This window comes from Candidatus Spechtbacterales bacterium, assembly GCA_040879145.1.
Classification (GTDB): Bacteria; Patescibacteriota; Minisyncoccia; order Spechtbacterales; family 2-12-FULL-38-22; genus JAWVZY01.
In genome coordinates, this window is sequence record JBBDKX010000006.1 from 20,377 (window position 1) to 43,746 (window position 23,370).

Annotated in this window: 20 protein-coding genes; 1 reads left to right on the forward strand and 19 read right to left on the reverse strand. The window is 41.2% G+C overall.

Features of this window, described 5'->3' with window-relative positions; genetic code table 11:
• Positions 1-17 precede the first annotated feature (17 nt).
• The 9 genes from WDZ40_00845 to WDZ40_00885 all read right to left on the reverse strand — a co-directional run bounded on the left by WDZ40_00845 (position 18) and on the right by WDZ40_00885 (position 6,803).
• Entirely contained in the window at positions 18-665 is a 648-nt protein-coding gene (locus WDZ40_00845; protein ID MEX0877393.1) for a peptidase C39 family protein, read from the reverse strand.
• A gap of 85 nt (positions 666-750) precedes the next feature.
• Positions 751-1,134: a hypothetical protein gene (locus WDZ40_00850; GenBank protein ID MEX0877394.1), complete on the reverse strand. Its 384-nt coding sequence runs from the start codon at positions 1,132-1,134 to the stop codon at positions 751-753.
• Positions 1,135-1,152: 18 nt separating this feature from the next.
• A complete protein-coding gene (locus tag WDZ40_00855; protein MEX0877395.1) occupies positions 1,153-1,548 on the reverse strand; it encodes a hypothetical protein in 396 nt (131 codons plus the stop codon).
• Between the two features lie 19 nt (positions 1,549-1,567).
• Entirely contained in the window at positions 1,568-1,927 is a 360-nt protein-coding gene (locus tag WDZ40_00860) for a hypothetical protein (GenBank protein MEX0877396.1), read from the reverse strand.
• Between the two features lie 4 nt (positions 1,928-1,931).
• The gene (locus tag WDZ40_00865) at positions 1,932-2,279 is read right to left on the reverse strand and encodes a hypothetical protein (GenBank protein ID MEX0877397.1); all 348 of its coding nucleotides are present in this window, start codon (positions 2,277-2,279) and stop codon (positions 1,932-1,934) included.
• Positions 2,280-2,307: 28 nt separating this feature from the next.
• Entirely contained in the window at positions 2,308-2,610 is a 303-nt protein-coding gene (locus WDZ40_00870) for a hypothetical protein (GenBank protein MEX0877398.1), read from the reverse strand.
• A gap of 60 nt (positions 2,611-2,670) precedes the next feature.
• Complete coding sequence (locus WDZ40_00875; GenBank protein MEX0877399.1) at positions 2,671-3,411, reverse strand: hypothetical protein; 741 nt, start codon at positions 3,409-3,411, stop codon at positions 2,671-2,673.
• A 12-nt stretch (positions 3,412-3,423) separates the two neighbouring features.
• Positions 3,424-4,065 carry a RelA/SpoT domain-containing protein gene (locus WDZ40_00880; protein MEX0877400.1) on the reverse strand — a complete coding sequence of 214 codons (642 nt, stop codon included), beginning with the start codon at positions 4,063-4,065 and terminating at the stop codon, positions 3,424-3,426.
• Positions 4,066-4,292: 227 nt separating this feature from the next.
• The gene (locus tag WDZ40_00885) at positions 4,293-6,803 is read right to left on the reverse strand and encodes a class I tRNA ligase family protein (protein MEX0877401.1); all 2,511 of its coding nucleotides are present in this window, start codon (positions 6,801-6,803) and stop codon (positions 4,293-4,295) included.
• A gap of 228 nt (positions 6,804-7,031) precedes the next feature.
• Here WDZ40_00885 and WDZ40_00890 point away from each other — a divergent pair, with 228 nt between their 5' ends.
• Positions 7,032-7,958 carry an alpha/beta hydrolase gene (locus WDZ40_00890; GenBank protein MEX0877402.1) on the forward strand — a complete coding sequence of 309 codons (927 nt, stop codon included), beginning with the start codon at positions 7,032-7,034 and terminating at the stop codon, positions 7,956-7,958.
• Positions 7,959-7,967: 9 nt separating this feature from the next.
• Here WDZ40_00890 and WDZ40_00895 read toward each other — a convergent pair whose 3' ends face one another.
• The 10 genes from WDZ40_00895 to WDZ40_00940 form a co-directional block, all read right to left on the reverse strand.
• Entirely contained in the window at positions 7,968-8,849 is an 882-nt protein-coding gene (locus tag WDZ40_00895; protein ID MEX0877403.1) for a TatD family hydrolase, read from the reverse strand.
• A 255-nt stretch (positions 8,850-9,104) separates the two neighbouring features.
• The gene (gene metG, locus WDZ40_00900; GenBank protein MEX0877404.1) at positions 9,105-10,691 is read right to left on the reverse strand and encodes a methionine--tRNA ligase; all 1,587 of its coding nucleotides are present in this window, start codon (positions 10,689-10,691) and stop codon (positions 9,105-9,107) included.
• 41 nt (positions 10,692-10,732) lie between these two features.
• Positions 10,733-11,431 carry a 16S rRNA (cytidine(1402)-2'-O)-methyltransferase gene (gene rsmI / locus WDZ40_00905; protein MEX0877405.1) on the reverse strand — a complete coding sequence of 233 codons (699 nt, stop codon included), beginning with the start codon at positions 11,429-11,431 and terminating at the stop codon, positions 10,733-10,735.
• 78 nt (positions 11,432-11,509) lie between these two features.
• A complete protein-coding gene (locus WDZ40_00910) occupies positions 11,510-12,559 on the reverse strand; it encodes an AI-2E family transporter (GenBank protein MEX0877406.1) in 1,050 nt (349 codons plus the stop codon).
• A gap of 8 nt (positions 12,560-12,567) precedes the next feature.
• Positions 12,568-13,848 carry a pitrilysin family protein gene (locus tag WDZ40_00915; GenBank protein MEX0877407.1) on the reverse strand — a complete coding sequence of 427 codons (1,281 nt, stop codon included), beginning with the start codon at positions 13,846-13,848 and terminating at the stop codon, positions 12,568-12,570.
• Between the two features lie 280 nt (positions 13,849-14,128).
• Positions 14,129-15,592 (reverse strand): ribonuclease J, encoded by a 1,464-nt coding sequence (locus tag WDZ40_00920; GenBank protein ID MEX0877408.1) that lies wholly within the window; start codon positions 15,590-15,592, stop codon positions 14,129-14,131.
• Between the two features lie 220 nt (positions 15,593-15,812).
• Positions 15,813-17,243, reverse strand: a complete 1,431-nt coding sequence (locus tag WDZ40_00925) for a glycine--tRNA ligase (GenBank protein MEX0877409.1) — start codon at positions 17,241-17,243, stop codon at positions 15,813-15,815.
• 35 nt (positions 17,244-17,278) lie between these two features.
• A complete protein-coding gene (locus WDZ40_00930; GenBank protein MEX0877410.1) occupies positions 17,279-18,970 on the reverse strand; it encodes a hypothetical protein in 1,692 nt (563 codons plus the stop codon).
• Entirely contained in the window at positions 18,963-19,541 is a 579-nt protein-coding gene (recO, locus tag WDZ40_00935; GenBank protein ID MEX0877411.1) for a DNA repair protein RecO, read from the reverse strand. The genes WDZ40_00930 and recO overlap by 8 nt, the downstream gene beginning before the upstream one ends.
• A gap of 6 nt (positions 19,542-19,547) precedes the next feature.
• Positions 19,548-23,060, reverse strand: coding sequence for a class I tRNA ligase family protein (locus tag WDZ40_00940; protein ID MEX0877412.1), 3,513 nt, complete (start codon positions 23,058-23,060; stop codon positions 19,548-19,550).
• Positions 23,061-23,370 lie beyond the last annotated feature (310 nt).

Sequence of the window (23,370 nt, forward strand, 5' to 3'; positions counted from 1 at the left end):
AACAAAACCTTCGGGTTTTACTTCTTTTTAAACACAACCACAACATCCTCATCTGTACCTTTTGACTTTCTTGCTTTATCAAAAACCTCTCTTTTAATTGGCATGTTTGCAGAACCATCCAAAAAGCCGGAGTTGTGTATGTAAACGTTATTTTCGTCGTAATCTACAACAGGCACAAAATGCCCCTGATATCCCGCATCTTCGCCTTTTACAATACTCCAGTTCAAAAGAACTATGGGAATACTGTTGTCACCTAAAAAACCGAGCAATTCATCAAGTTCCAAGCTTTGTTCATGCACGCTCACATTATTTTCTTTTGCTCGTTCCAGGCGTTCTTCCGAACTTCCTCTGTCAGAATCGCTGTACTTTTGGTAATAATCAAGTTCCTCATTCTCTGGATTAAAAACAGGGTGAGTTGAATAAAAATCAACCCCATACCCCAAAGAGGCCGCGGCTATTGCTATCTGAATGGTTGAAAGTGATTTGCCTTCCTTTGTTCCTGTCGCCTTTTCAAAAACATCTATGCCCAGATCTTTGTCAAAATATGCAACTGCCATGCGTAAAACAGAGGGACCGCAATTCAAAGGCGTTGTCTGCTTAAAAAACGGCACTTCACGCTCATTGCTTTCCGATTTTTCCGCCTCATTTTTTTCAAAATTTTCCATACCTCCATTATACCAAAAACCCCATAAAGGCGGGGTTTTTGTTTTTCCCGTGTATTAAAACTACTTTCATATTTTTTATGTATATTTATAAGTTCTCACGCAAAAAACTTTCTAAGGCCTTGAGATCTTTTTTCTCCGGATCATAGTAATGTGTTTTAATACCAACCGAGCAGGCGCTCTCTACCGCATCTCTGTTGTGCTCAAAATATACAACATCCGCAGCGCTTAAATTAAAGTGCTCAAGCATTGTTTTGTAATACTGAGGGTCGGGTTTGTCAGGATCGTGCTTAAGCGTAAATACTTCGTAAGGCACTTTATCTAAGCCAAATTTTTGCATTTGCCCGTCATCTGCATTAGTTAAAATTATTTTTCTGTTCTCAAAACCTTCAAGCAGCTCATGCATTTCTTCAAAAATCTCCCCGCCTTTTATTATAAAAGTATTTACCGCGTCCACTAAAATGGTTTTCATAAGTTTATTGTTTATTGTTTATTCTTTAGTAATATATTTATCCACCAATTCCTTAAATGAAAGGTTGATCTTTTGAGCTTCCTCTATACTGCTTTCATATTTATCAACCAGATCTTTATTCCTCTGTGAAATTGACTCTTTGTTCTCAGAGTTGGGAAGGAAATCATCCGCCGAGGCAGCCAAATAAACTTCGCATTCTTTTCCAAAAAACTCACAAACCGCGAGAAGATTGTGTCCGTCAATAGCAATATATGTATCAGGTTTACCAGGTTGTTTTCTTACGATCGGTGCAGGAGGCAGTGCGTCCAGTTTTCCTTCCTTATAACAACTTAAAATAAATTTGATCGTCCCCTCTTTTAAAAAATCTTGTGAGGGTTTTATAAATTCAGGCTTTAATTTAATTAATTTCCCCATATTTTTAAACTTTATTAAATTACTTCTTTTTTAATCTCTTCGACTCTCTCTCTCTAAGTTCTTTGCGATTCTTGCTGGCCTCATCGGAGCTCTTCATGATTTTTGACAAACTTTTCTCCCCATAGCCGCGTTTTTCTCGCATCAAAATAAAAATAATAATATCCTCAATTGTTTGCAAATCTTCGGGAAGTAATTTCTTTGCTATATCAGCAGCATCTTGGTAAGATCGAATTTTGAATTTACTCTTTTGTGTTCTCAATAATCTTGCGACGAATACCTGTTCTCCTAATTCCCTCTCGCTCAAATGAGGAAACTTAGCCTTCAATCTTTTGTATTCTTTAAAAGCATTTTTTATTTTCTTTTTTTCTAGAAATTTCATATTTTTATTTTATTTCTTTGTAATTTTTCTTTATATAGCTAATCATAATAATAGCTGGGATAAGATTGGCAACCAAGGCAAGACCAGAAAAGCCAGCCAGAAGAGCAATGCTTATAAGAGTGGAGGTGATAAAGGCGGCTTTTGTGGATTTAAAAGCAATAACCATAGATGGTAAAAACACAATCAAAAAAGGAAACAGATAATAATATATACTACCAACTATTGCTTCTTGCCTGCTATCTGGCGAAGCGCCCTGACTCGCAACTAAGGCTATTAAGATATACCAAATTATTATACTTACAACCAGCATACCAGTAAATTTAAGCCAATTTTCTTTATATTTTATGCTCATATCCTTAATATCTCCAACTTAACATAGGTTATTTATCTCTAAGTTGTTTTTGTATTCTTTCCTCGCTTTCTTCATATTGACCTTCTTTGCCATAAAATTTCACACTTTTTTGCAAACTTGGTACATATAAACGAAATGGACCAACAAAATCTTTCTTATTAGGGTGACTAGTGCCATCATAAATTACCCATGCATCATCTTTTGATAATTGCTCGTAAACAAAATCCGGATGTTTTGCGGCATCTTTCCAAAAAGATATATTGCCTCTTTTTACAATTACAAAATAGTAATATAGGACAACTAAAATAATTATAGGTATTATTATCTCCATATATTTTCACTTTAACACAAAACCCCGCTTTTACAGGAGTTATTTGTGGTGAATTTTAAGTTAGGAAACAATTCCTTTTTTGTATTTGTTTACTATTTCTTCTACAATCTTAAAGTCTACTTCGAAAAAATCAAATAATCCAAAAAGTGGTCTAGTAAACCTGTCTACCAATTCCGGTAAACTGCTTTCTAATTCTTCAAGTGTTGTTTCAATTTCCTCATAAAATTCATTTTCTTCACTTGTCCTATTTTCAAAAATTAAACGATTACCTGCAGCACCTAGAATTCTACCCTTAAACCCTTTGTAACCAATACCAATCCTAATTTCTTGCTCATCTGCAATCCCTAAATTTCTATAGAGATTTTTTAAATACATTAGTGTTTCCGCTGTTCTAATAATTCGAGTGTCAAAAAAAATACGAGTTTTGCCTTTTTCTCTTTGATCTTCAAACAAGCTCTTCAGCATAAAAAAACTGCCATCCTTTCTAATTGCCCAAAAATCATAAGAATTACTATCTCTATCAGTTATGCTAATTTCAGCTCTAATTCCCCAATTCCTAGCCTTGGGACTAAACTCATCCACATTGTCCATAACCAAAGCGATGGGCCAGCCAAATGTGCGAATGGTTGATTCTCTAGCCGCATCCTTAATATCTTGTCCGCTTTCAATATAAAAATCATGATTTAGAAGTTGAGAACGAACCTCCATAAATAACCCCAGATCTAAAGAATTTAATTTTTCTGTGGATTCTCTTTTTAGCTCTGTAAACCAGTTTTCTATTTGTAATAATTCTCTAGGCATATTTTTTTGAAATTATTTTTTATTATTTTGATCTTGTGATTTTCTTTTAACCATCTCCCACAGATTTTCGCAACCATCTAAAATATCAGCTATTGCTTTTTTTAAGGTTGCAGAGTCTGCATCTCCTAACTTTTTATATGAAAATTTTGTATCTTGGACGGCCCATGCATCGGCCATAACAGTTCTAACTTGTATTTCGCAAAATATTTTCTCCTTTTTCCTGCCCACTTGTACTGTTTTAGCAAGATCTACATGTATTGCTCTATATTCTTCCTCTTTTTCCTCGGCCTTAACATTTAAATATCCTTTTGTCTTCAAATGTCCTTCCAAATAGTAAGCAAGATTATCTCTATCATCTCTACAGTAGCACGCAACTCGCACTCCAGCGATATCTTTTAAATCTGTAAGTTTCTTATGTCCTTTGTATTTATCAGGCTTGTCATCTCTACCTTTGTTATTTTCTAAGATAGATTTAAGTTTTTTGATTGACCCACCATTATGTCTCTGCCTAATATAATGAATACCCCATTTATCTGATTCTTTTTCGATTTGTTTTATAATTGTATAAACTTCTTTTTGAAAATTTTTATACTCATCTTTGTACTTATTGTAGTCTTTTTTCAATTGTTCTTCGTCTAGGTGTGTTTTTTTCATACAAGTTTGTTTGTCGATATTTTCACATCTTGTGGTTTCAAATTTGAAATTCCTTTTTACTAAACATAGCAGAGCCAAACTTTCTTTTAAGTAGCTCTCGGACTGAAGGCAGGCTTGGTTTTAATGCCCAAACGGGTTTGGGCATTAAACTGCCGAAGGAGAGGCAGCGGGCAATTTTCGCTGGAAAAATTGAACCGCGGTACTTAAAAGGAAGGTTTGGCGGAGCGCTAAACCACTATATTCACTATCTTATCTTGAATCGCAATAATTTTTTTGGGTTCCCTCCCCTCCAAAAACGCCGCAACCTTCTCATTCTCCAACGCCATCTTCTCAAGCTTGTCTTTGGATGTTCCTCTCTCCACCTCCAACTCCGCCTTAACCTTCCCGTTAACCTGAACCGGAATTGTTATTGTATCTTCCCTTGCCAACTCCTCATCAAACTCGGGCCATTTTTGGTCGTGAATACTTGAATCAGTAGATAGTTGAGACCATAATTCTTCTGTAATATACGGGGCGAAGGGAGCCAGCAATACCAGTAAAGTCCTAATATCTTCTTCGGAGTGCTCGTTATCGTAAAGCGTGTTTACAAAGGTCATCATGGCGGCGATGGCGGTATTGTAGTGCAATCTCTCAATATCCTCTGTCACTTTTTTTATCATCTGATGCCTTGCCTGCTCCAACTGTTTACTGTTTACTGTTTTCTGTTCACTGTCTTGAACAAGACCAAAGACTCGTCCCAAAAACCTATGCACTCCTCGTATTCCCTCGTCCCGCCAGTCTCCCCCCTGTTCAAGAGGGCTTAAAAACATTAAATAAGTGCGCACTGTATCTGCGCCAAACGCCTCAAAAAGATTATCGGGGTTTATTACATTTCCTTTTGATTTTGATATCTTCGCTCCATCTTTTATTAAAAGTCCATGGGCGCGAAACTTATCAAAGGGCTCTTCAAAATCTATAAGTTTTTGGTCGTGCAAAAACATTGTAATAAAGCGCGCGTACATTAAGTGCAAAACTGCGTGCTCCTGCCCGCCTATGTACATATCAACCGGTAACCAGGTTCTCGTCCTGAGCTTGTCGAAGGGTTTGTCATGCACATCTGTAGAGGGATACCTTAAAAAGTACCATGAAGAATCTAAAAAAGTATCGCTTACATCTGTTTCGCGCCTTGCGGCTCCGCCACACTCAGGACAAGCTACCTCAACAAAAGCACTATCTGCCTCAAGTGGCGCTTTACCCGTGCCTTTAGGGCGGAAGTCTTCAAGATAAGGTAACTCTACAGGCAAGTTTTCCTCGGACACGGGATGAATTGCCACCTCTTCGCCGTTTATTATAGTCCAATCAATTCCCTCTTCACCCTTTTTCTTTGCTTTTTCTAAACATTCGCCCGCGCAGTAGATAATGGGAATGGGTGGTCCCCAGTACCTCTGGCGGGATATCAACCAGTCACGCAAATGATATTGGACACGCATTTCCCCCCCTGCTTCTTCCGCTATTTTCTCTCTTGCTTTTTCGCTTTCGGTGTCGTCAAATTTACCTGAATTTACTAAAACACCCTCGCCTGTGTAGGCGCCTTTTGTTGCTTCGCCTGTTTCTTTATCTGGGGGCAAAATTACGGGGCGTATTGGAAGTCCATATTTTACGGCAAACTCAAAATCACGCTCGTCGTGCGCGGGTACGGCCATAATGGCACCTGTTCCATATTCTGCCAAAACATAATCTGAAATCCAAACAGGTACCTTTTCCCCGCTTGCGGGATTTGTAGCAAAAACACCTGAATCTACCCCATCTTTTTCTGTGTTTTGATTTTCTGCCTGTAAACTGCGTCCCTTAATTGCTTTATCAATATATTTTTTAACTTCGTCCGTTGTTTGCCAGCCCATATCAAGCCATTCATGCGCAAGCTCGGGCGATGCAACTATAAATGTCACGCCATATAGAGTGTCGGGACGGGTGGTGAAGACTTCTACAAAATGTTTGCCATCTTCTTGCCCGTCTCGCCCGAGGCTCGCCGAGGTGGACCCTTCAATATTTGATAGCGGAAATTTAAAAAGCGCGCCTTCACTTTTTCCTATCCAGTTTCTCTGCGCTGCTCGTGTGCGCTCGGACCAGTCAATTTTATCAAGATTTTCTAAAAGGCGCTCCGCGTAATCTGTAATTTTTAAAAACCACTGTCTTAATTTGCGTGTTTCTACAACACTATCACACCTTTCGCACCTGCCCTGTATCACCTGTTCGTTTGCGAGCACCGTCTGACAACCCGGACACCACTGCACAGGCGCTTCTTTGTGGTAGGCAAGCCCCGTCTTATAAAGCTGTAAAAAAAGCCACTGTGTCCACCTGTAGTAAGCGGGGTCTGTTGTGTCTACAAGATTATCCCACGAATACATTTGCCCCGCATTCTCTAATTGACGGCGGAAGTTTGCGGTACTTGTTTGTATAAGGTCGCGGGGATGCACGCCCTTTTTTATAGCAAAATTCTCGGAGTGAATGCCAAAGGCGTCAAAACCTATTGGCTCAAAAACATCGTACCCCCGCATACGCATATAACGGCCGTGGATATCGGAGCCCGTAAAAGCATAGAGGTTGCCTATGTGGAGGCCTTCAGCGGAAGGGTAAGGAAACATCATCAAATTAAAATACGGATTTTTTGCATTTTTAATATCCACTTGCCAGCGATTCTCTGCCAACCAGCGCTTTCTCCATTTTGACTCTATTTTAATCGGGTTATAGCTCTTCATTTTTCTCCTGTCCCTTCACCAAAAAAATATTTTTATTTTCCGCGAAGCGGTATATTTTTTCTGGTGCGGGATCAATTTTTATAGGATTATATTTTTTCATTTATGTTTGTGCTAATTTTTAGCACTTCTTTATTCTAATGAAGTAAAGGCTTAAATTCAAGTTACTGCTGGATTTTTAGCATAAAATATGGTTAAAATAGCTTAGCACATACAAAACAGGAGACTCGCATGAAAAGGTGCGTGGGGGTAAAGCTCACCAATGGCGAAGAGTGCCTTGTCGCATTTTCCCATAGAAAAACGGGTAAGGACGATGAAAAACAAACAGTAATAATGATTCACGGACTGGGTTCTTGTGGAAACGTTCTGGACAGAACCCTTGCAACTTCGCTTATCACAAAAGCGAAAGCGGAAGGAGTCGGTTTAGATGTGTTCACACTGGACCTGCCCGGACACGGAGACTCGGATAAAAATCTTCAAAAATTCTCTACCGATATATCCGCTGACGCACTACTCGGGTTTATGGAAGCAAAAGGCCTAAGCAGCGCCCATGTTTACGGTGTATCCCTTGGAGGGTCCACCGCCATAAAGTTTGCATCCAAACACCCTGATAAGATTCGTAGCCTTTCTGTGCAGGGACCGCCCATAAACGGGCGCGACTGGAAACTACTCAGAGTATTGCACGGACCCGCCCTCTCCCCCAGATATCTGCTCAAACTTTTAAAGCTGAACGGATTTAAGCCATTTACACGGTTACCGGAAGAGAAAGTATTGCGTATACTACGCGGACTGAACCCGGGAACAGACCTGGGCTCCCTGCGAAGAGTCTGCGAACTCAACAAAGATATGGAGGGTATACTAATAGAAGGCATTAAAAAACTTTCTGCCGTAGCGGTAATGGATTACGCGTGCGATATAATGGAGCTTGATTTAAGAAAGGAGCTTGAAAACATTGCCCTATACAAAATACCTCTTATGGTAGTAGACGGGGAAAAACCCGAACACAGAGGCGTAGATACAATGGAAAGAATAGCGAAGATTGTACCTTCAGCAAGAACACTCCAAATTAAAGGCGAGGGACACCTGGCAACAGTTCTCGGACATGAAACAGTTGCCGAAAACTTATTGGACTTTATAAAAAACGGGTCACTACAGTGACCCGTTTTTTTATTTGAAATCTATTCCAAATACTTTTTTAGCGTTTTCGGTTGTCTGCGCTTCTACTTCTTTAAAAGGTATGTCCTTGAGCTCTGCTATTTTTTGGGCGACATATTTTACATTAGCCGGCTCATTTCTTTCTGTTTTGTTTGGCCCGCCTTCGCCAAGGCTACGGCGAGGCAAAGGAGGGCTTAAGTATGGCGCGTCTGTTTCAAGAAGAATTCTGTCCAGCGGCGCTGCTTTAACCGCATCCTGTACTAAGCCAAGCGTGAAGACAAGACCGTTAACACCTATGTAATAACCCAGTGAAAGAAATTTTTTAAGCTGCTTAGGACTACCTGTGTATGAATGTATAACCCCAGGAACATCCCTTGCTTCTGTGTGCGGGTGTTCGCGTAAAATATTTAACATGTCCTTCATGGCAACACGGCAGTGTATTATTAGGGGCAGGTTTAAATCCAGAGCCATGTCCGCCTGGGCACAAAATGTTTTCTGTTGTTTTTGCGCGTAAGCTAAACCCTCCTCTTTTGTTTTTGGCCTCCACCAATAATCCAGACCAACCTCGCCTACGGCTACAACTTTTTTAGAACGAGCGAGTTCTTCATATTTTTTTCTATCAAACTTTTCGGCATGTGTTTCATATTCTACATGTCCGTCTGCCTCAAATTTATCTATCTTTCTCTCTTCCAAGTGTATTGGGTGAAGTCCGACTGCCGCCCACACACGGGGATTATTCAATTTTTCCGCAAACTCAACCGCGCGCTTAGATGTTGAATACTGAGAACCGGGCATTATTAACGAAACATCCGAAGAAAGCGCTCTTTCAAGCGTTTCTTCAAAGTCGTCTTTATAGGCGTTAAAGTTTAAGTGACCGTGAGTATCAATTAACATGGTTTTGTACCGATACCGCCCGAATCTTTGATTCGCTTGCGGTATCGTGGATCCTCGACGCTATAACAAAATCAAAGATTTTGATAGCGTCGGGATTCGCTACGCCTGCCTGCCGGCAGGCAGGCTCACAAAAAAGTATTTAGTATATAGTATTCAGTATTTAGGGGTGTTTGTGAAAAGCTTTGCTCTATACTGTATACTATATACTCTATACCTGAACGAGCGTGAAGCGCGAGTTCCGAGTTTGCGGAGCACTTACTCCAACCTTGGAAACAGTGACTCCCCCTTTTTCATTTCAAAGCGCCACGCGCGTTTGCTTTCGTGTTTAATGCCGAGCTGTTTAAATATCTCTTCGGAGGTTTGCGGTATTACAGGCGCAAGCATTGAAGATATGTTTGCTAAAATGGTTGCCACCTCCGATATTACCTCTTTAAATTTCTTTTCATCTTCTCTGGCTAAGACCCACAGTTTAGTGTCGTTTATGCGTTTGTCTGCGTATCCTATAAGAGCTTGTGCCTCTTTTATTGCTTCTGAAAATTTAAAGTTGTCCATAAACTTTTCGTAAGCCTTCCACCTTCTGTCCAGCTCTTTTTGGGCGGTTGATGGAAGCTCGCTTGCAAGGGGCTTATCAAGATATTTTTCCCCCAAGCTTACTATGCGCGCCAAAAGGTTTCCAAGTCCTAAGGCAAGGTCGGCGTTATAGCGAGCTTCAAATTTGTCTTTAGAATAATCGCCGTCTTTTGCCGGAGGTATCTCGGCTAAAAGATACCAACGAAGAGCGTCAGCGCCAGCTTGTGGTGAGCTTGTCGAACTGTATTCTTTCACAATATCGCGCGGGTCTACCACATTTCCTAAACTTTTAGATATCTTCATTCCGTCAATATTTATAAAGCCGTGCACAAAAAGTTTTTTAGGTAAAGGGAGTCCTAAGCTTAAAAGCATTCCCGGCCATATTGCGGCATGAAAGCGCAAAATATCCTTGCCCACAACATGCACATCTGCCGGCCAGTATTTTTTAAATTTAGCATTTGAACTTGTTCCCCATCCGAGCGCGGAAATATAGTTAGTAAGAGCGTCCGCCCAAACATATATTGTCTGCGAACTGTCGCGAGGAACAGGAATTCCCCACTTCAGAGTCTTGCGCGGGCGTGAGAAACTTACATCTTCAAGCCCCCGCTCTAAGAGTTTTAAAATTTCATTTTCCCGGGTTTTTGGTTCTATCTTAAACTCCCCGCTTTTTATCGCTTTTTCTATCTGTTTTGTATATTTAGAGAGCTTAAAAAAGTAGTTCTCTTCTTTGATAAGTTCGGGGGCAGCGCCATGCATTTCGCAAATACCATCTTTATTTAGATCTTTATTTGTGACAAACGCCTCATGCCCCGCGCAATAGAGACCTTCATACGCCTTTTTGTATATATCGTCATTGGCAACAAGCTGCGCCCAGACCTTACGCACCACCGGCCAGTGCCGGGTTTTGTTTGTTGTGCGTATAAAATAATCATTTGAAATATTAAGACTACCCCAGAGATCCTGAAAAGCCTTCGCGTTTATATCAACAAAATCTCTGACGCTTTTGCCGGCTTTTTCCGCCGAACGCACTATCTTTATCCCGTGTTCATCGGTCCCTGTTAAAAAGAAGACATCGTCCCCTTTGAGGCGATGGTATCTTGCCAGGGCGTCCGCCTGTACTTTTTCCAAAGTGTGCCCGATGTGCGCCTGAGCGTTAACGTAATCAATTGCGGTAGTAATGTAGAATTTCATAGTTTTGTTCACTTCGTTCACAAAATACCGCTGATATATGCTGATTTTGGCAGATTCTATGCTGAAGTTATCCGCATTGATCTGCTTTTAATCCGTACTGATCCGCGGTTTAAACGAGGCGTTTAGCCGAGCTTTCTTATTATTATAACAAACTCCCCTTTTACTTTATCATCTTTTAGCTTATTTATTACCTCGTCTATGTTGCCTCGGTATGTGCTTTCAAACTTTTTTGTAAGTTCTCGCGCAACCATAACCTGAAACATGAAACCTGAAACATGAAACATTTCTTTTAATTCTTCAAGTGTTTTGAGGATGCGGTGCGTACTTTCGTATAGTATAATAGGGGCCTCAGATTTTACAACTTTTTCAAAAAATTTTTTCCTCTTCTTTTTTTTGGGCGGATATCCTAAAAAAAGAAACTCGCTCATGGGCATGCCCGATATGCTGGCAGCTGCCGAAACCGCGCTCGGTCCTGGAACTACCACAATATCTACATCGCTTCCCAGCTCCTTAAAAACCTTCTCTATAAGCTCGTTTCCCGGATCTGATATTCCCGGGGTTCCCGCATCTGTTACCAGCGATAAATTTTTTCCCTCTTTCAAAAGAGCTATCACTTCGCTTATTTTAGCCTCTGAAGAATGCTGGTGATAACTTATGGTTGGAGTTTTTATGTCGTACTTATTAAGTAATTTTTTTGTAACACGCGTATCTTCGCATAAAATAAAATCAACCTCCTTAAGTATGCGGAGGGCTCGTAAAGTAATATCTTCCAGATTACCTATTGGGGTTGCGGTTATGTATAATTTATTCACTTCGTTCATAAATTAGGTATTAGGTATTAGGCATTAGTCTAAAACCTAGAACCTAAAACCTAACCCCTGCGAGGGCAAAGCCCGAGCTTATGCTTTTGCTTTTGCGGCAGTTATGCCGCGTACAAGCTCTGCGATAGCGGCAGCCAAAGGCACTGCTACAAGAATACCCCAAAGACCGGCGAGCTCCGCTCCTATAAGAACAAAAATAATTATAAAGAGGGGGTTAAATCCCACTACACGGCTCATTACGGCGGGGACTACAATTGTATTTTCAACTTGCTGCAGTAATATGTATGCCAAAAGAGCAATAAGTCCGACGGGCATGGATACAGTAGAGCCGGCTGCCAGTATTATACCGCCCGCGATAAACGGCCCGACGTAGGGAATAAGTTCCAACAAGCCCGCGAGTATGCCGACAGTTAGTGCAATTTCAACTTTAAGTAAAGAGAGTATCAAAAATGTTACAACACCAATAAATGTTGCCAAAACAAACATCGCCTGTAGCCACCTTCCCAGCCTTCTTTGGGTGCTCCTTAGAATGAGCTTTGCGGAATCCTTATACTTTTCCGGTGTTACAGCAAGCAGGGATTTTTCCAGATCTTTTCTTCGCAGGGAAAGATAGAAAGAAAAAACGATTATAAGAACAAAGGATAGTATTCCTCCAAAAATAGTTGATATAAAACTAAACACATTGGGTATAATCCCCGCGACACGCTCCTGCATGTTAAGTAACAACTCATCGAGGGCGGGTGCCAAAAAGCCAAGCTCTCCGAAAGTTGCTGTCTGGAAAATACCGCCCAAAAATGTGCCGTAGCGCTCGGGAAGATCCTGTGAAAGAATCCAGAGCTCGTTAAACAGTGTGGGTAAGAATATGTAAAACATCAGGAAAAAGGCACTTAAACCAAGGATATAGAACATGGGAACTATAAAAAGGCGAGACATCTTCTGTTTCTCCAGCCATTCAATAGTCGGCTCTATCGCTGCAGCAAGCACAATGGCAAAGAAAAGACTTGCCATTATCTCCCAAATTCTAAAAAACAACGCTACACCTAAAACAACAGCGCTTATCTTAAAAATCATAGCCATAGATATGTCCAGCATCATTACATTATTATTGTTTTTTGAGGTTTTTGGCATAACAGATTTTATAATTTATTTAAAATTTGCTTAATCTTATCCTTATCTTTATAAGGTCCCACAAGAGCAAAACATGCGGATTCTTTTTTAAAAATATCGTTTGCTATGTTCTTTACATCGCGGGCTTTTATGTTTTTTATATTTCTAAGATACTCTTTGGGGGTTGTAATTTCATTTAGCAATATCTCCTCCTCCCCCGTGTAAAAGGCGACAGAGTTTGATGTTTCAAGGTTTAACATGAAAGACCCTTCAATGTGACTCTTTGCTTTGCGCAGTTCATCCGCGTCAACAGCGGTCTTTTTTATCTTTTTTAGCTCTCTTACTAGTACAGTTGTCGCATCTTCCACCTTAGAATTATTTACACCGGCGCTTGCCGCAAAGTATCCGTAATCGGTTCCGGCACTTGCTCCAGCGCCCACATAATAAGCCAGACCGCGCCTTTCTCTTATTTCAGAAAAAAGACGTGAACTCATTCCTCCCCCCAGTATTACAGACAGTACATCAATAGCATATCTTCTCTCATCACGCATATCTACACCATCAAAACCGAGTACAAGGTGAGTTTGGTCGCTCTTTCTTTGTTTAAGAGTGACTTTTGGTCCGGATATTTGCGGGGGAATAACAGGATATTTTTCAAAAGAATTTCCGCTTGGCAAATCCCGCAAAAATTTTTCAGCAAGCTTTTTACCTTCTGAGTGGGTTATGTTTCCTGAAAATACAGCTACTATATTGTCCCCGCGATACTGCTTTTTAAAATACTCTCTGATGTCTTTGGGTTTAATATTTCCAACGCTTTTTTCGTCTCCCCCGACATCGCGCCCCGCCGGCTGGTTCCCGTATAAAGCCTCTTTAAAAACATCATAAACATGGCGCTGTGGAACATCATAATCCATGTGCAACTCTTCCATTATAACTCCTCTCTCGCGCTCTATTTCAATGTTTTTAAAAAGAGGGTTTTTTAAATAGTCGCTCATTACATCCAGAGCGAGTTCCGCTTTATTCTTTACTGTTTTCACATAAAACCCTGTTATTTCTTCCGCCGTAAAAGCATTATAGCTGGCGCCGATAGAATCTAATATTGTACTTATCTTTTTAGCGTTTGGATATTTTTTAGAACCTTTAAAGAACAGGTGTTCTAAAAAATGTGATACACCGGCAACCTCTTCTTTTTCATAATGAGAGCCTGTACCTACAAGAATAAGACTCGTTACGGCACCTGTGCTTTTTAGCGGAACAGTGAGCACTCTGACACCATTCTTTAATTTAAATGTTTTATAGTCAATATCCATAGCTTTATTCGCTAACGCTCACGAAAAGTATAAGGTATGCAGTATTCAGTATACAGGGGTGCTTTGTAATTAGCCTTGCTGAATACTCTATACTATATACTATATACTTGAACGAGCATGAAATGCGAGTTCTAAGCTCGCTTTGCGAGCTTATTTATAGTATAGCAATAAAACACCGATTTAATAAAGCGGTCAAGTTTTCAACGGCCCAACCGCTTGAGCCGTTGAAAACTTGACCTAAAAAAGTGCCCCCGTTACTGCGTAACAGGGGCAAAACGAACTAAAAAACAACTTCTTCGCGCTCTTTTGGCACAATTACTTCATGTTCAGGCAGAAGATCTGCCATTACACCGCGTCTTTGCATATCGGCATGCACAGGAAGAATCCTTCGCGGACGTGTCGTTTGGACAAAGTCCATAAGGTCATCCTGATAGGCATGACCGGAAACGTGAAAACGTCCAAAGCGGATATTCTCATCACCGGCTGCTTCGCGCACCCACCGGGACTCGTGAGTACCAGGATCATGCGTGCACTCCTTCGTATCGCAGTGCTCTGTTGGAAAATAAATTGTGCAACCCGTCTCACGCAACCCTGAAAGAATCGCGCTAACCGCATCCTCGTTGCCGGGAATGGTCCGGGAAGCAAACAGGACAACATCGTCATGCCCTATATGGATATCTTCCATAATGCCTTCTTCATCTTCCAAAAGGCGGCGAAGCGCGCTTCTTGGCTCCCCCTGGGAACCGGTAAGAAAGATAACGGCGTTATCCGGAACATTGTATTTGCGCCGATACGAGTACTTCTTCCACCCACCAAAGACAAAGCTGTGGTCGTATTTGAGCGGGGGTACTTCAAGAACATGTTCCACGCTGTTTAGCATAGAGCGACCGTGTAGTACAACCGGACGAGGCGCCTTAAAACGCTTCATCTTGTCCATAACGGCGGACCAGCGATCTGTAAGACTGCTGAACATTGTTATAAACACACGCTGGTTTGGATGGCCCTCCAGCACGTTGTAGATTTCCCCGACAGGTATTTCATCAGGCTCGCCTGTTCCGGACCTGTCACAGGAGGTTGAATCAATGAGAAGCAAATCGGCATCGGCGAGAATTGGATTGCTCCAAACTCTCGTATACTCCGCTGTCTGCTGGTCGTTGAGACCATGCAATTTGAAATCTCCTGTATAAACGACCTTCTTGCCGTTTATATGTACAGCGCACCCCAGAGAGCCCGGAATGCTATGCAGAACAGGAAAGAATTCAAAACTGACATCGTCGTTTTGAACCTTGCTCCATGGTTCAACCTCAACTGAATAATCATCAGTTGGATTATCGGGATTATGGACCGCATTCTCCAGCTCAAGCTGTGGCGGGTCATAAATCTTAAGGGAGACAAACTCCTTAGAGCGTATCTGCCGTCCAGTATATGGGCTTACCAAAATAGGGGGGATACCTTTGTTCGCAAAACGAGCAGAGGTTCTGTAGAATCGAATAAACTCATTTATACCGCCAATGTGGTCCAAGTGGCCGTGGCTCAAAAAAACCGCGACAATCTCATCCACCTCTTGGGGTATGGCAGAAAAATCGGGGGCTTCTATCTCATTGAAGCCATCATCTTCTTCTGGTAAATCTCCTACCTTTTGCCCGCAGTCCAGCAAGACTCCCTTTGTAATACCGGACTTATTTGTCCAATACAGCAAATGGCAGTTCAAAGCTCCAATTTCTTCAAGCCCTCCGAGGGACATAAACTTAACATCTGCAGTCACGTGCAATCTCCTTTCCTATATTTTATTTGGTATGCACCTAAAAAGCACCATTAAACACTCTTTAGGTGCATACCAAGCATGAAAAGAACCTGTATTTTGCCTGATAATACCATAAAAATAAAAAATAAGCAAGAGAGACGCTGCGCCATGCAACCCCTCGAAGAACATCCGGTACTTAAAATATGAATTGGCGAAACGATTAACTATTTAAAATTTTGCTCAGCTCATCTTTTAGCTCCTCTATTTTGACCCGCTTTTGTTCCATTGAATCTCTGTCGCGCATAGTTACAGTATCATCTTCAAGAGTATCGTGGTCCACAGTAATGCAAACAGGTGTTCCTATTTCGTCATGGCGGCGATAGCGCTTTCCTATGGCGCCGCCCTCATCGTACTCCGCGGCATAAGTATTTCTAACATTCTCAAATATCTCCCGAGCTTTTTTTGTAAGCTTTTCATCTTTTTTCAAAAGTGGGAATACAGCCACCTTAACGGGAGATAGCCACTTTGGAAATTTCATAACAACTCTTATGTCACCACCTTGTGCTGAGGACGTTCGGCTGAGCTCAGTCGAAGCCCTTGTCGAAGTATTTACCTCTTCCTCGTTATACGCCTCAAGAAGGACGGCCAAAATTGTTCTATCCACGCCAAAGGTCGGCTCTATAACATGTGGTACATATTTTTCTCCTGTCTCGGTATCCGTATAGCGAATATCCTCTCCTGAAGCCTCCATGTGGTTTTTAAGATCAAAATCTGTACGGTAAGCAAGACCATAAAGCTCTTTTTTACCAAAAGGATAATCATACTCAATATCTACTGTTCTTTTGGAATAGTGGGCAAGCTCTTCTTTGGGAACCTCTAAGTCGTGTATCTTGTCTTTACTTATGCCCAAGTGCTCAAGCCATAAGTGCATCTCTTTTAACCAGTATTCAAATTGTTTTTCCCAATCCTGCTCCTTTACAAAATATTCAATTTCCATCTGCTCAAACTCCCGGAGGCGAAAAATAAAATTACCGGTTGTTATCTCGTTGCGAAATGCTTTACCTGTTTGCGCTATGCCAAAAGGAACTCTTTGCCTTGTTGTGTTTATTATATTTTTAAAATTTACAAACATTGCCTGCGCCGTTTCGGGCCGCAAATATACTTTATTTTCTTCATTTTTAACAGGTCCTAAATAAGTCTCAAACATAAGGTTAAACATCTTGGGCTCTGTAAGCTCATTTCCTTTTGGACTTTTTAATTTAAGTTCTTTTATTTTTTCAGACATCTCCTGCAAACTCATCGCCTCCGCGTTTTTTACACCGGCATCCTCCAAAAGATGATCTAGGCGGTAGCGTTCATGTGTTTTTTTGTCTTCCACAAGAGGGTCGTTAAAGCCCTCAACATGGCCGCTTGCCTCCCACACGCGAGGATTCATTATAAGAGCGCCGTCCATACCCACCATATCCTCTCTGTCGCGAACAAAACGCTTCCACCATTCATTGCAGATGTTGCGTTTTATTTCAACACCTAATGGTCCGTAATCCCACGAATTTGCAAGTCCTCCGTAAATATCGGAGCCCGGATATATAAAACCACGCCTTTTGCTCCAGGCGACCACTTTATGCATTAGATTGTCGTTTGGTTTACTCACGAAATAATATTTAAAATTACGAAGCGTTACAAGTTTTAGTTTGGTACCTCTTCCTCTGGTATGTCCTGGTCCAACAGAGAGCTTGTGAATATGTCTATTCCTGTAAGTTTTGTCTGTTCCAAAACATTGAGCTGGTTTTGAATATCTTCGGCATCCGGCACAAGACCTATCTGAAATTCTACTGTCCTTTCGGGATATACAAAACCGACCCCGACACCCACATCTCCCAACTCCCAGACTACAGTATTTGTATCTGAGAGATACCTTACATCCTCCGCTGCGGGAGATGTATTACTCTGCCACACAACATAGTCAGGCAACACCGCCTCAACTTTTCCTAAACGCACAGCATTTGTTGTATTCTCTACAGTCCAGCGTACAGTATATGTTGAAAGCTGGTTCGGTACCGGCGGATGAGGGCCTGTATTATCAAAAGAACCTCCCTGCCTGTAAACAGACTGTTCTAACTCAAATCTAGTGGAAAGCTTGACGGACAAGGTGTTTTCAGCCTGCAGAACCGCTCCGTTAAGGGCCAGGCTTTCTTTTTGAGAGCGTAGTGTTGTAATAATATTTATAGTTTTGTTTGTATCCTGAACATTTGCCGGTTCTATATTGGAACGTACGTTAAAAGAAAAACTTACTGTACCCGTTTCTTCAACATCAGTAAACCGCAATGAAGAAAGCTGGGCCTGGGTCCACTCAATTGTCTTTGCTTCTGAATCTACAATACCTCCCGAAGCTGCTATGGTTGAAAAATCTACAAGACTTTCAGGAAGCGAAACTCTAAGCAGGGCATCTTCAAGTGGGACGTTTGCCTTATTGGTATATGTTATTCTTACAGTTGCACGCTCTCCCGGATCTACAAAGCCGCGTGCGGGATTAACCATGCTCTGATTAAGCACAAGAGGAGATTCCGATATACCTATTGCACGCTCTGCTGTGTGCAGAGGTAAAAATGAAATACCATCGCGTTTGCCAAGAGATACTTTAAAGAGAGGTTCCCCTTCATATGATGAAAGCCTACCTCTAAATTCACGCTTAACGGTTTGACCCTCTTTAAGCTCCCCTATCCTCCACACTGTTTCAAAGGCAAATGCTTCGCTAACCTCCTGCATGCTAAAGCCTTGAGGGGCGTCCAGTCTAAGAAAAAGGGGGGATGTTTCTATGTCAGAATGGGGAACAACTATAATACTTCCGCGAACATCCTGATCCGCGTAAACATTCTGAGGCAAATCAAATACAATAGAAACATCTAATTTTCCTATTATAAGCTCTAAAGATGTTGTTTCTACAAATCGCGCTGAAAGCCCCTCGGGCGAATAATCCAGTCGCGCGTTTAAAGATTCTTTGCCGTTGGTGGAAGAGACAACAATTTTAAAAGATACCTCTCTCTTAGAGCCTGGGGGTAAAATATCTATACCCGAACGTATATCTTCTAATCCTTCCAAAACTTCTACCGTTGATGGCGTTTCAAGAGTTAGATTCAAATCCTGAAGAGCTTTGTCGGAATTATTGCTAATTATAAGCTTGTAGTCCTCTGCTTTTCCGTTCTCAACCTGTCCGGGGCCTTCTATTTCCAGTTCCACATTTCTTGTTGAAAAATCTCCGCGTCCCAGCCATATAAAAACAGCTGCTACAACAAGAGTTAAAAGAGAAAGCGGCATTAGATGCCATACTTTAATTTTAGATTTTTTATTTATTTTTTGCTTCTTAAGTTTTTTAGACATGATTTTTTAAGCCAAAGAATTCTACTGAGTACTCAAGCTTGTTCTGGAGTAATCTGCGGATATAAATATCCAGCTGACGGGCATTTTTTACTCTCTCAAAATTTAAATTTTGCGGAGCAAGTCCTAAAATGCCCAAGAGTGATATCAACCATTCCTTCTCTGCCTTCCAAAGCTCTTCCCTGCTGCTATCTTTTTCCGCGACGGATGAAGCATCGCGTAACACTTTACACAAAAGTTCCCACATCTCTTCATCTTTTTGTCCCTCGTAGGTTATTTTATCGCAAAGCTGTAAAAATGACATTACATACGCTAAAGCTGTTATATTATCCGATATGGCGGGGTGTCCCTTTATACTCTTTATACCAGAAAATATGTATCCTGTGCGAGATATAACAAAATTAAAGCGTATAATTGACGGGTTGTGAAGGAATATGCCCTGTTTTGTAGTTATTTTTTTGGAGCTGCGCGCTTTTATTATCATTTTACCAAAATCGCGCGTATAGCATGAAACTAGTTCATCAGCTTCTCCTGTGGGACGGCTTCCTAAAACAATGGCATCTGTGAAATACATAATTTATTATAACTTCTTAATACCCACCCTGACTTTATGCTTTGGGTCCCAGTTGTATTCAGAAAACATATCGTAGGCGCGATCTTCCACGTTAGATATCTCCGCAACATCAGAGGAGGTCGTTTTTGACATCTCTTCTTCGTACTTTAAAAGCTTGCCTGCAAGCTCCGAGCCAAGAGAGTACTCAACCTGTATTTTATCGGCCGGCTTTAAACCAAGCTTGCGTCTCATGTTTTGTATGTGGCGCATCATCTCTCTTGCCTGTCCCTCTACAGCAAGCGCTTCCGAAAATGTAACCTTTAAAGCAATCTTACCCTCAACAACCCAGTCACTGCTTTCGGTTTGAACATCAGAAAATGAAACGACATCCTTAACATTAATCTCGTCTTTTAAAATATTTTTTAGTTCATCTGAAATATCTTTCGGCACAGCAAGAACCTCAAGAGGTTGGCGTACTTTTAATCCGTTGTCAGAACGAAGCCGAAGAGCAACTTGAGACCATGAACGAATATCCCGCATAACTGCAACAACTTCCTCATCCTTTTTAGAAAATTTTTCGTATTCAGGATAATCCTCCCAGTGTACGCTTTCATTCCCGGTCTTATTTAACCCTTGCCATATATGTTCAGATACAAAGGGGATAAAAGGGGCCGTCATTTTTGAAGTTTCATTCAAAATAAATGCCAGCGTGTCGGAGGCCTCATCTTTTTCATCTTTTGTTTCAGGCCTCTGAAGACGCTCTCTGGACCGGCGTATATACCAATTAGAAACATCTTCAACAACAAACTCTTCCAAAGCGCGTGCCGCGTCAAGAATGTTGTAATCATCTATACACCTTACCACCTTTTCGTTAACTTCCTTAAGTTTAGCAAATATCCACTGATCTAATACATTTTTACTTGTCTTCGCGGAAAAATCATCAGATGGCTTTACGTCAGGAGCATAAGTATTGAGGAATGTGTAGGAATTTGCAAACGTAGAAAGAAATCTCTGCCATCTTTCTTTTACATCCTGCTCACTAAATAACTTCGCGTCTCCGGGCTGGTTAACTGTAAAAAAGTACCAGCGCACAGCATCCATGCCGTATTTTGATGCCAACTCTTTTGGGTCAATGATATTTCCCTTGCTTTTAGACATCTTTTGTCCATTATCGTCCAAAACTATTCCAAGAGTAATAACATTCTTATATGAAGGAGCTTTTCCGAGGATAACCGAAACTGCCAACATCGTGTAAAACCATCCGCGAGTCTGATCCATTGCCTCTGTTATATAATCAGCGGGATATGCTGTATTTTTGTCTATAGTATCTTTATTTTCAAAAGGGTAATGCTGTTGAGCAAAAGGCATGGAGCCGGAATCAAACCAAACATCTACAAGATCTTCTACCCTTCGCATGTTTTTACCGCAGGCTTTACAAAGGAACTCTATATCATCAACAAAGGGTCTATGAAAATCTAATTCACCCTCGTTGTTATAAGGAAACTTGGCGTACTCCACTCTTCTCAACTGCGCGTTCTGAGGATACTCACCCTTTCTCTTCCACTCAACACCCTCATTTATCGTAAGGCCCCCAAGAGATGCCTCAAGAACCCAAAGCGGATGCCCGTGGCTTACCAGCAATATTTTTTTACCGCTGTATTTTTCTTCCAAAGCGCTTATCGCCTCAAGCATTCTCTTTCTTACACCTGCTAATGTTTCTCCTTTGGGAGCGCCTTTTGTAAAGTTATAATTTTTTTCTCCTTTAAAATAGTCCGAATAACCCTGTTCCGATTTGCCTTCATATATGCCCACACCAATTTCTTTTAGTAGGTCTTCCGTTATTACATCCACGCCGAGTGCTTCTCCAACCATTTGAGCAGTCTCGCTTGTTCTTCCTAGTGGTGATGTAACCACAATATCTACACCACCCTCTTTTTTAAGCTGTTCTATTGATTCTTTGACCTGCTCCACGCCTTTTTTACTTAACGTGTCTAGGGGGTGTTTTTTTGTAGTATCGCTTATCAATATTTGGGCCTCATTGTTTTCTGAATGGCCGTGGCGCATAAGCCAGTATTCATTTTTTCCTTTTGTGAGTTTTGCAAGATCATCTCTGGACCCTACAACATCCACATGCTCACACTCTTCGCATTTCCAAACAGGAAGAGGTGTACCCCAGTACCTGGAACGAGAAAACGCCCAGTCTTTTACATTGCGCAACCACTCACCAAACCTTCCCTCTTTAATATGTTCGGGAATCCAATTTATCTTATTATTTGCCTTTATAAGATCGTCTTTTAAGCTACTCATTCCTATAAACCATGAGTCTGTAGCGTAATAAAGGAGTGGTTCGCTACACCTCCAGCAGAAAGGGTATGAGTGCTCGTAGGGCTGAACTTTGTAAAGCAAGTTGCTTTTTTCCAGGTATTTTATAATATCCTTTTCTGCCTCTTTCACATTCCTCCCCTCAAATTCTTTAACAAATTCATTGAAATTTCCAGCCTCATCAACTGTGTGCACTGTGGGCAACCCAAACTCCTTCCCAAGCTGGTAGTCATCCTCTCCGTACATTACAGCAGTATGCACGATACCTGTTCCATCTTCTGTGCTTACAAAATCGGCTACATACACCTTGTGGGAAGTTTCGGACCGGAGTTCTTTAATATCGAACAAGGGTTCATATTCAAGGCCCACAAGGTCCTTGCCTTTTATTTCACTTAACACATCATACTCATCTTCCAATATTTCAAGCAATTCTGTTGCAAGTACGTAATATTCCCCATCCTGCCTTACAACCGAATATTTTATATCTTTACCCACAGCCAAAGCAACGTTTCCCGGAAGAGTCCAGGGTGTTGTTGTCCATGCCAAAAAGTATATTTTGGGTTCCACCTCTTCAAGTTTTAGTTTACTAAACGCCTCGGGATCGCGCAGTTTGAACTTTATATAAACGCTCTGGTCTGTAACATCTTTGTATCCTTGTGCAACCTCGTGGGATGAAAGGGCAGTTCCGCACCTCATACACCTTGGAACAACCTTGTGGCCTTCGTAGAGCAGTTCTTTTTCATATGCCTGTTTCATTATCCACCACAAGCTTTCCATATATAGCGGATCTAATGTTATATACGGATTTTCCATATCAATCCAAAAGCCCATGCGCTCTGTGAGTTCTTCCCACTCTTTCTGATAGCGCCACACACTCTCGCGGCACTTAGCATTAAACTCGGCGATGCCGTATTTTTCAATATCTTTTTTACTGTTTAGTCCCAGTTCTTTTTCCACCTGTATTTCTACCGGCAACCCGTGCGTATCCCAACCGGCGCGGCGCTCTACGTGAAAACCGCGCATTGTTTTATATCTACATACTATATCTTTATAAGAACGAGCCTCTACGTGATGAAAACCCGGCATACCATTTGCAGTTGGCGGACCTTCATAAAACACAAAGCTTCGGTCTTTTGACCGGTTTTCAACACTTTTTTTGAAAGCCTGTATTTCTCTCCAGTTTTTTAATATTTTTTCTTCAAGTTCGGGGAAATTCATAAATTGTCTAAGAAGGCAAATTAATTTATTAATGTAGCTTGATTAGCTACAATTTATAGACCCCGCCCCCTTTATTAATACCATTGGTATTAATAAAGGGGGCGGGGTAAAGCTGCTTCTAAATTCACACTACGCGCAAAACGCTTGTGTTCATTAAGAACCTGCTTTACATTTTTTGCGGAGCATTAATACCTAACAACTCCAAACATTGTTTTATTACCATACCCGTAGCGCTTGTCAAAGCCAAGCGGCCACGGTTTATCTCTTTAACTTGTGCTGAGGCTCCCGAAGCATCTTCATCTATTACCCT

Excerpts from the sequence above, each read along its gene's own strand:
- WDZ40_00845 (MEX0877393.1), bottom strand. The coding sequence starts at position 665 with ATGGAAAATTTTGAAAAAAATGAGGCGGAAAAATCGGAAAGCAATGAG.
- WDZ40_00850 (MEX0877394.1), bottom strand. The coding sequence starts at position 1,134 with ATGAAAACCATTTTAGTGGACGCGGTAAATACTTTTATAATAAAAGGC.
- WDZ40_00855 (MEX0877395.1), bottom strand. The coding sequence starts at position 1,548 with ATGGGGAAATTAATTAAATTAAAGCCTGAATTTATAAAACCCTCACAA.
- WDZ40_00860 (MEX0877396.1), bottom strand. The coding sequence starts at position 1,927 with ATGAAATTTCTAGAAAAAAAGAAAATAAAAAATGCTTTTAAAGAATAC.
- WDZ40_00865 (MEX0877397.1), bottom strand. The coding sequence starts at position 2,279 with ATGAGCATAAAATATAAAGAAAATTGGCTTAAATTTACTGGTATGCTG.
- WDZ40_00870 (MEX0877398.1), bottom strand. The coding sequence starts at position 2,610 with ATGGAGATAATAATACCTATAATTATTTTAGTTGTCCTATATTACTAT.
- WDZ40_00875 (MEX0877399.1), bottom strand. The coding sequence starts at position 3,411 with ATGCCTAGAGAATTATTACAAATAGAAAACTGGTTTACAGAGCTAAAA.
- WDZ40_00880 (MEX0877400.1), bottom strand. The coding sequence starts at position 4,065 with ATGAAAAAAACACACCTAGACGAAGAACAATTGAAAAAAGACTACAAT.
- WDZ40_00885 (MEX0877401.1), bottom strand. The coding sequence starts at position 6,803 with ATGAAGAGCTATAACCCGATTAAAATAGAGTCAAAATGGAGAAAGCGC.
- WDZ40_00890 (MEX0877402.1), top strand. The coding sequence starts at position 7,032 with ATGAAAAGGTGCGTGGGGGTAAAGCTCACCAATGGCGAAGAGTGCCTT.
- WDZ40_00895 (MEX0877403.1), bottom strand. The coding sequence starts at position 8,849 with ATGTTAATTGATACTCACGGTCACTTAAACTTTAACGCCTATAAAGAC.
- rsmI (MEX0877405.1), bottom strand. The coding sequence starts at position 11,431 with ATGAACGAAGTGAATAAATTATACATAACCGCAACCCCAATAGGTAAT.
- WDZ40_00910 (MEX0877406.1), bottom strand. The coding sequence starts at position 12,559 with ATGCCAAAAACCTCAAAAAACAATAATAATGTAATGATGCTGGACATA.
- WDZ40_00915 (MEX0877407.1), bottom strand. The coding sequence starts at position 13,848 with ATGGATATTGACTATAAAACATTTAAATTAAAGAATGGTGTCAGAGTG.
- WDZ40_00920 (MEX0877408.1), bottom strand. The coding sequence starts at position 15,592 with ATGTCCCTCGGAGGGCTTGAAGAAATTGGAGCTTTGAACTGCCATTTG.
- WDZ40_00930 (MEX0877410.1), bottom strand. The coding sequence starts at position 18,970 with ATGTCTAAAAAACTTAAGAAGCAAAAAATAAATAAAAAATCTAAAATT.
- recO (MEX0877411.1), bottom strand. The coding sequence starts at position 19,541 with ATGTATTTCACAGATGCCATTGTTTTAGGAAGCCGTCCCACAGGAGAA.
- WDZ40_00940 (MEX0877412.1), bottom strand. The coding sequence starts at position 23,060 with ATGAATTTCCCCGAACTTGAAGAAAAAATATTAAAAAACTGGAGAGAA.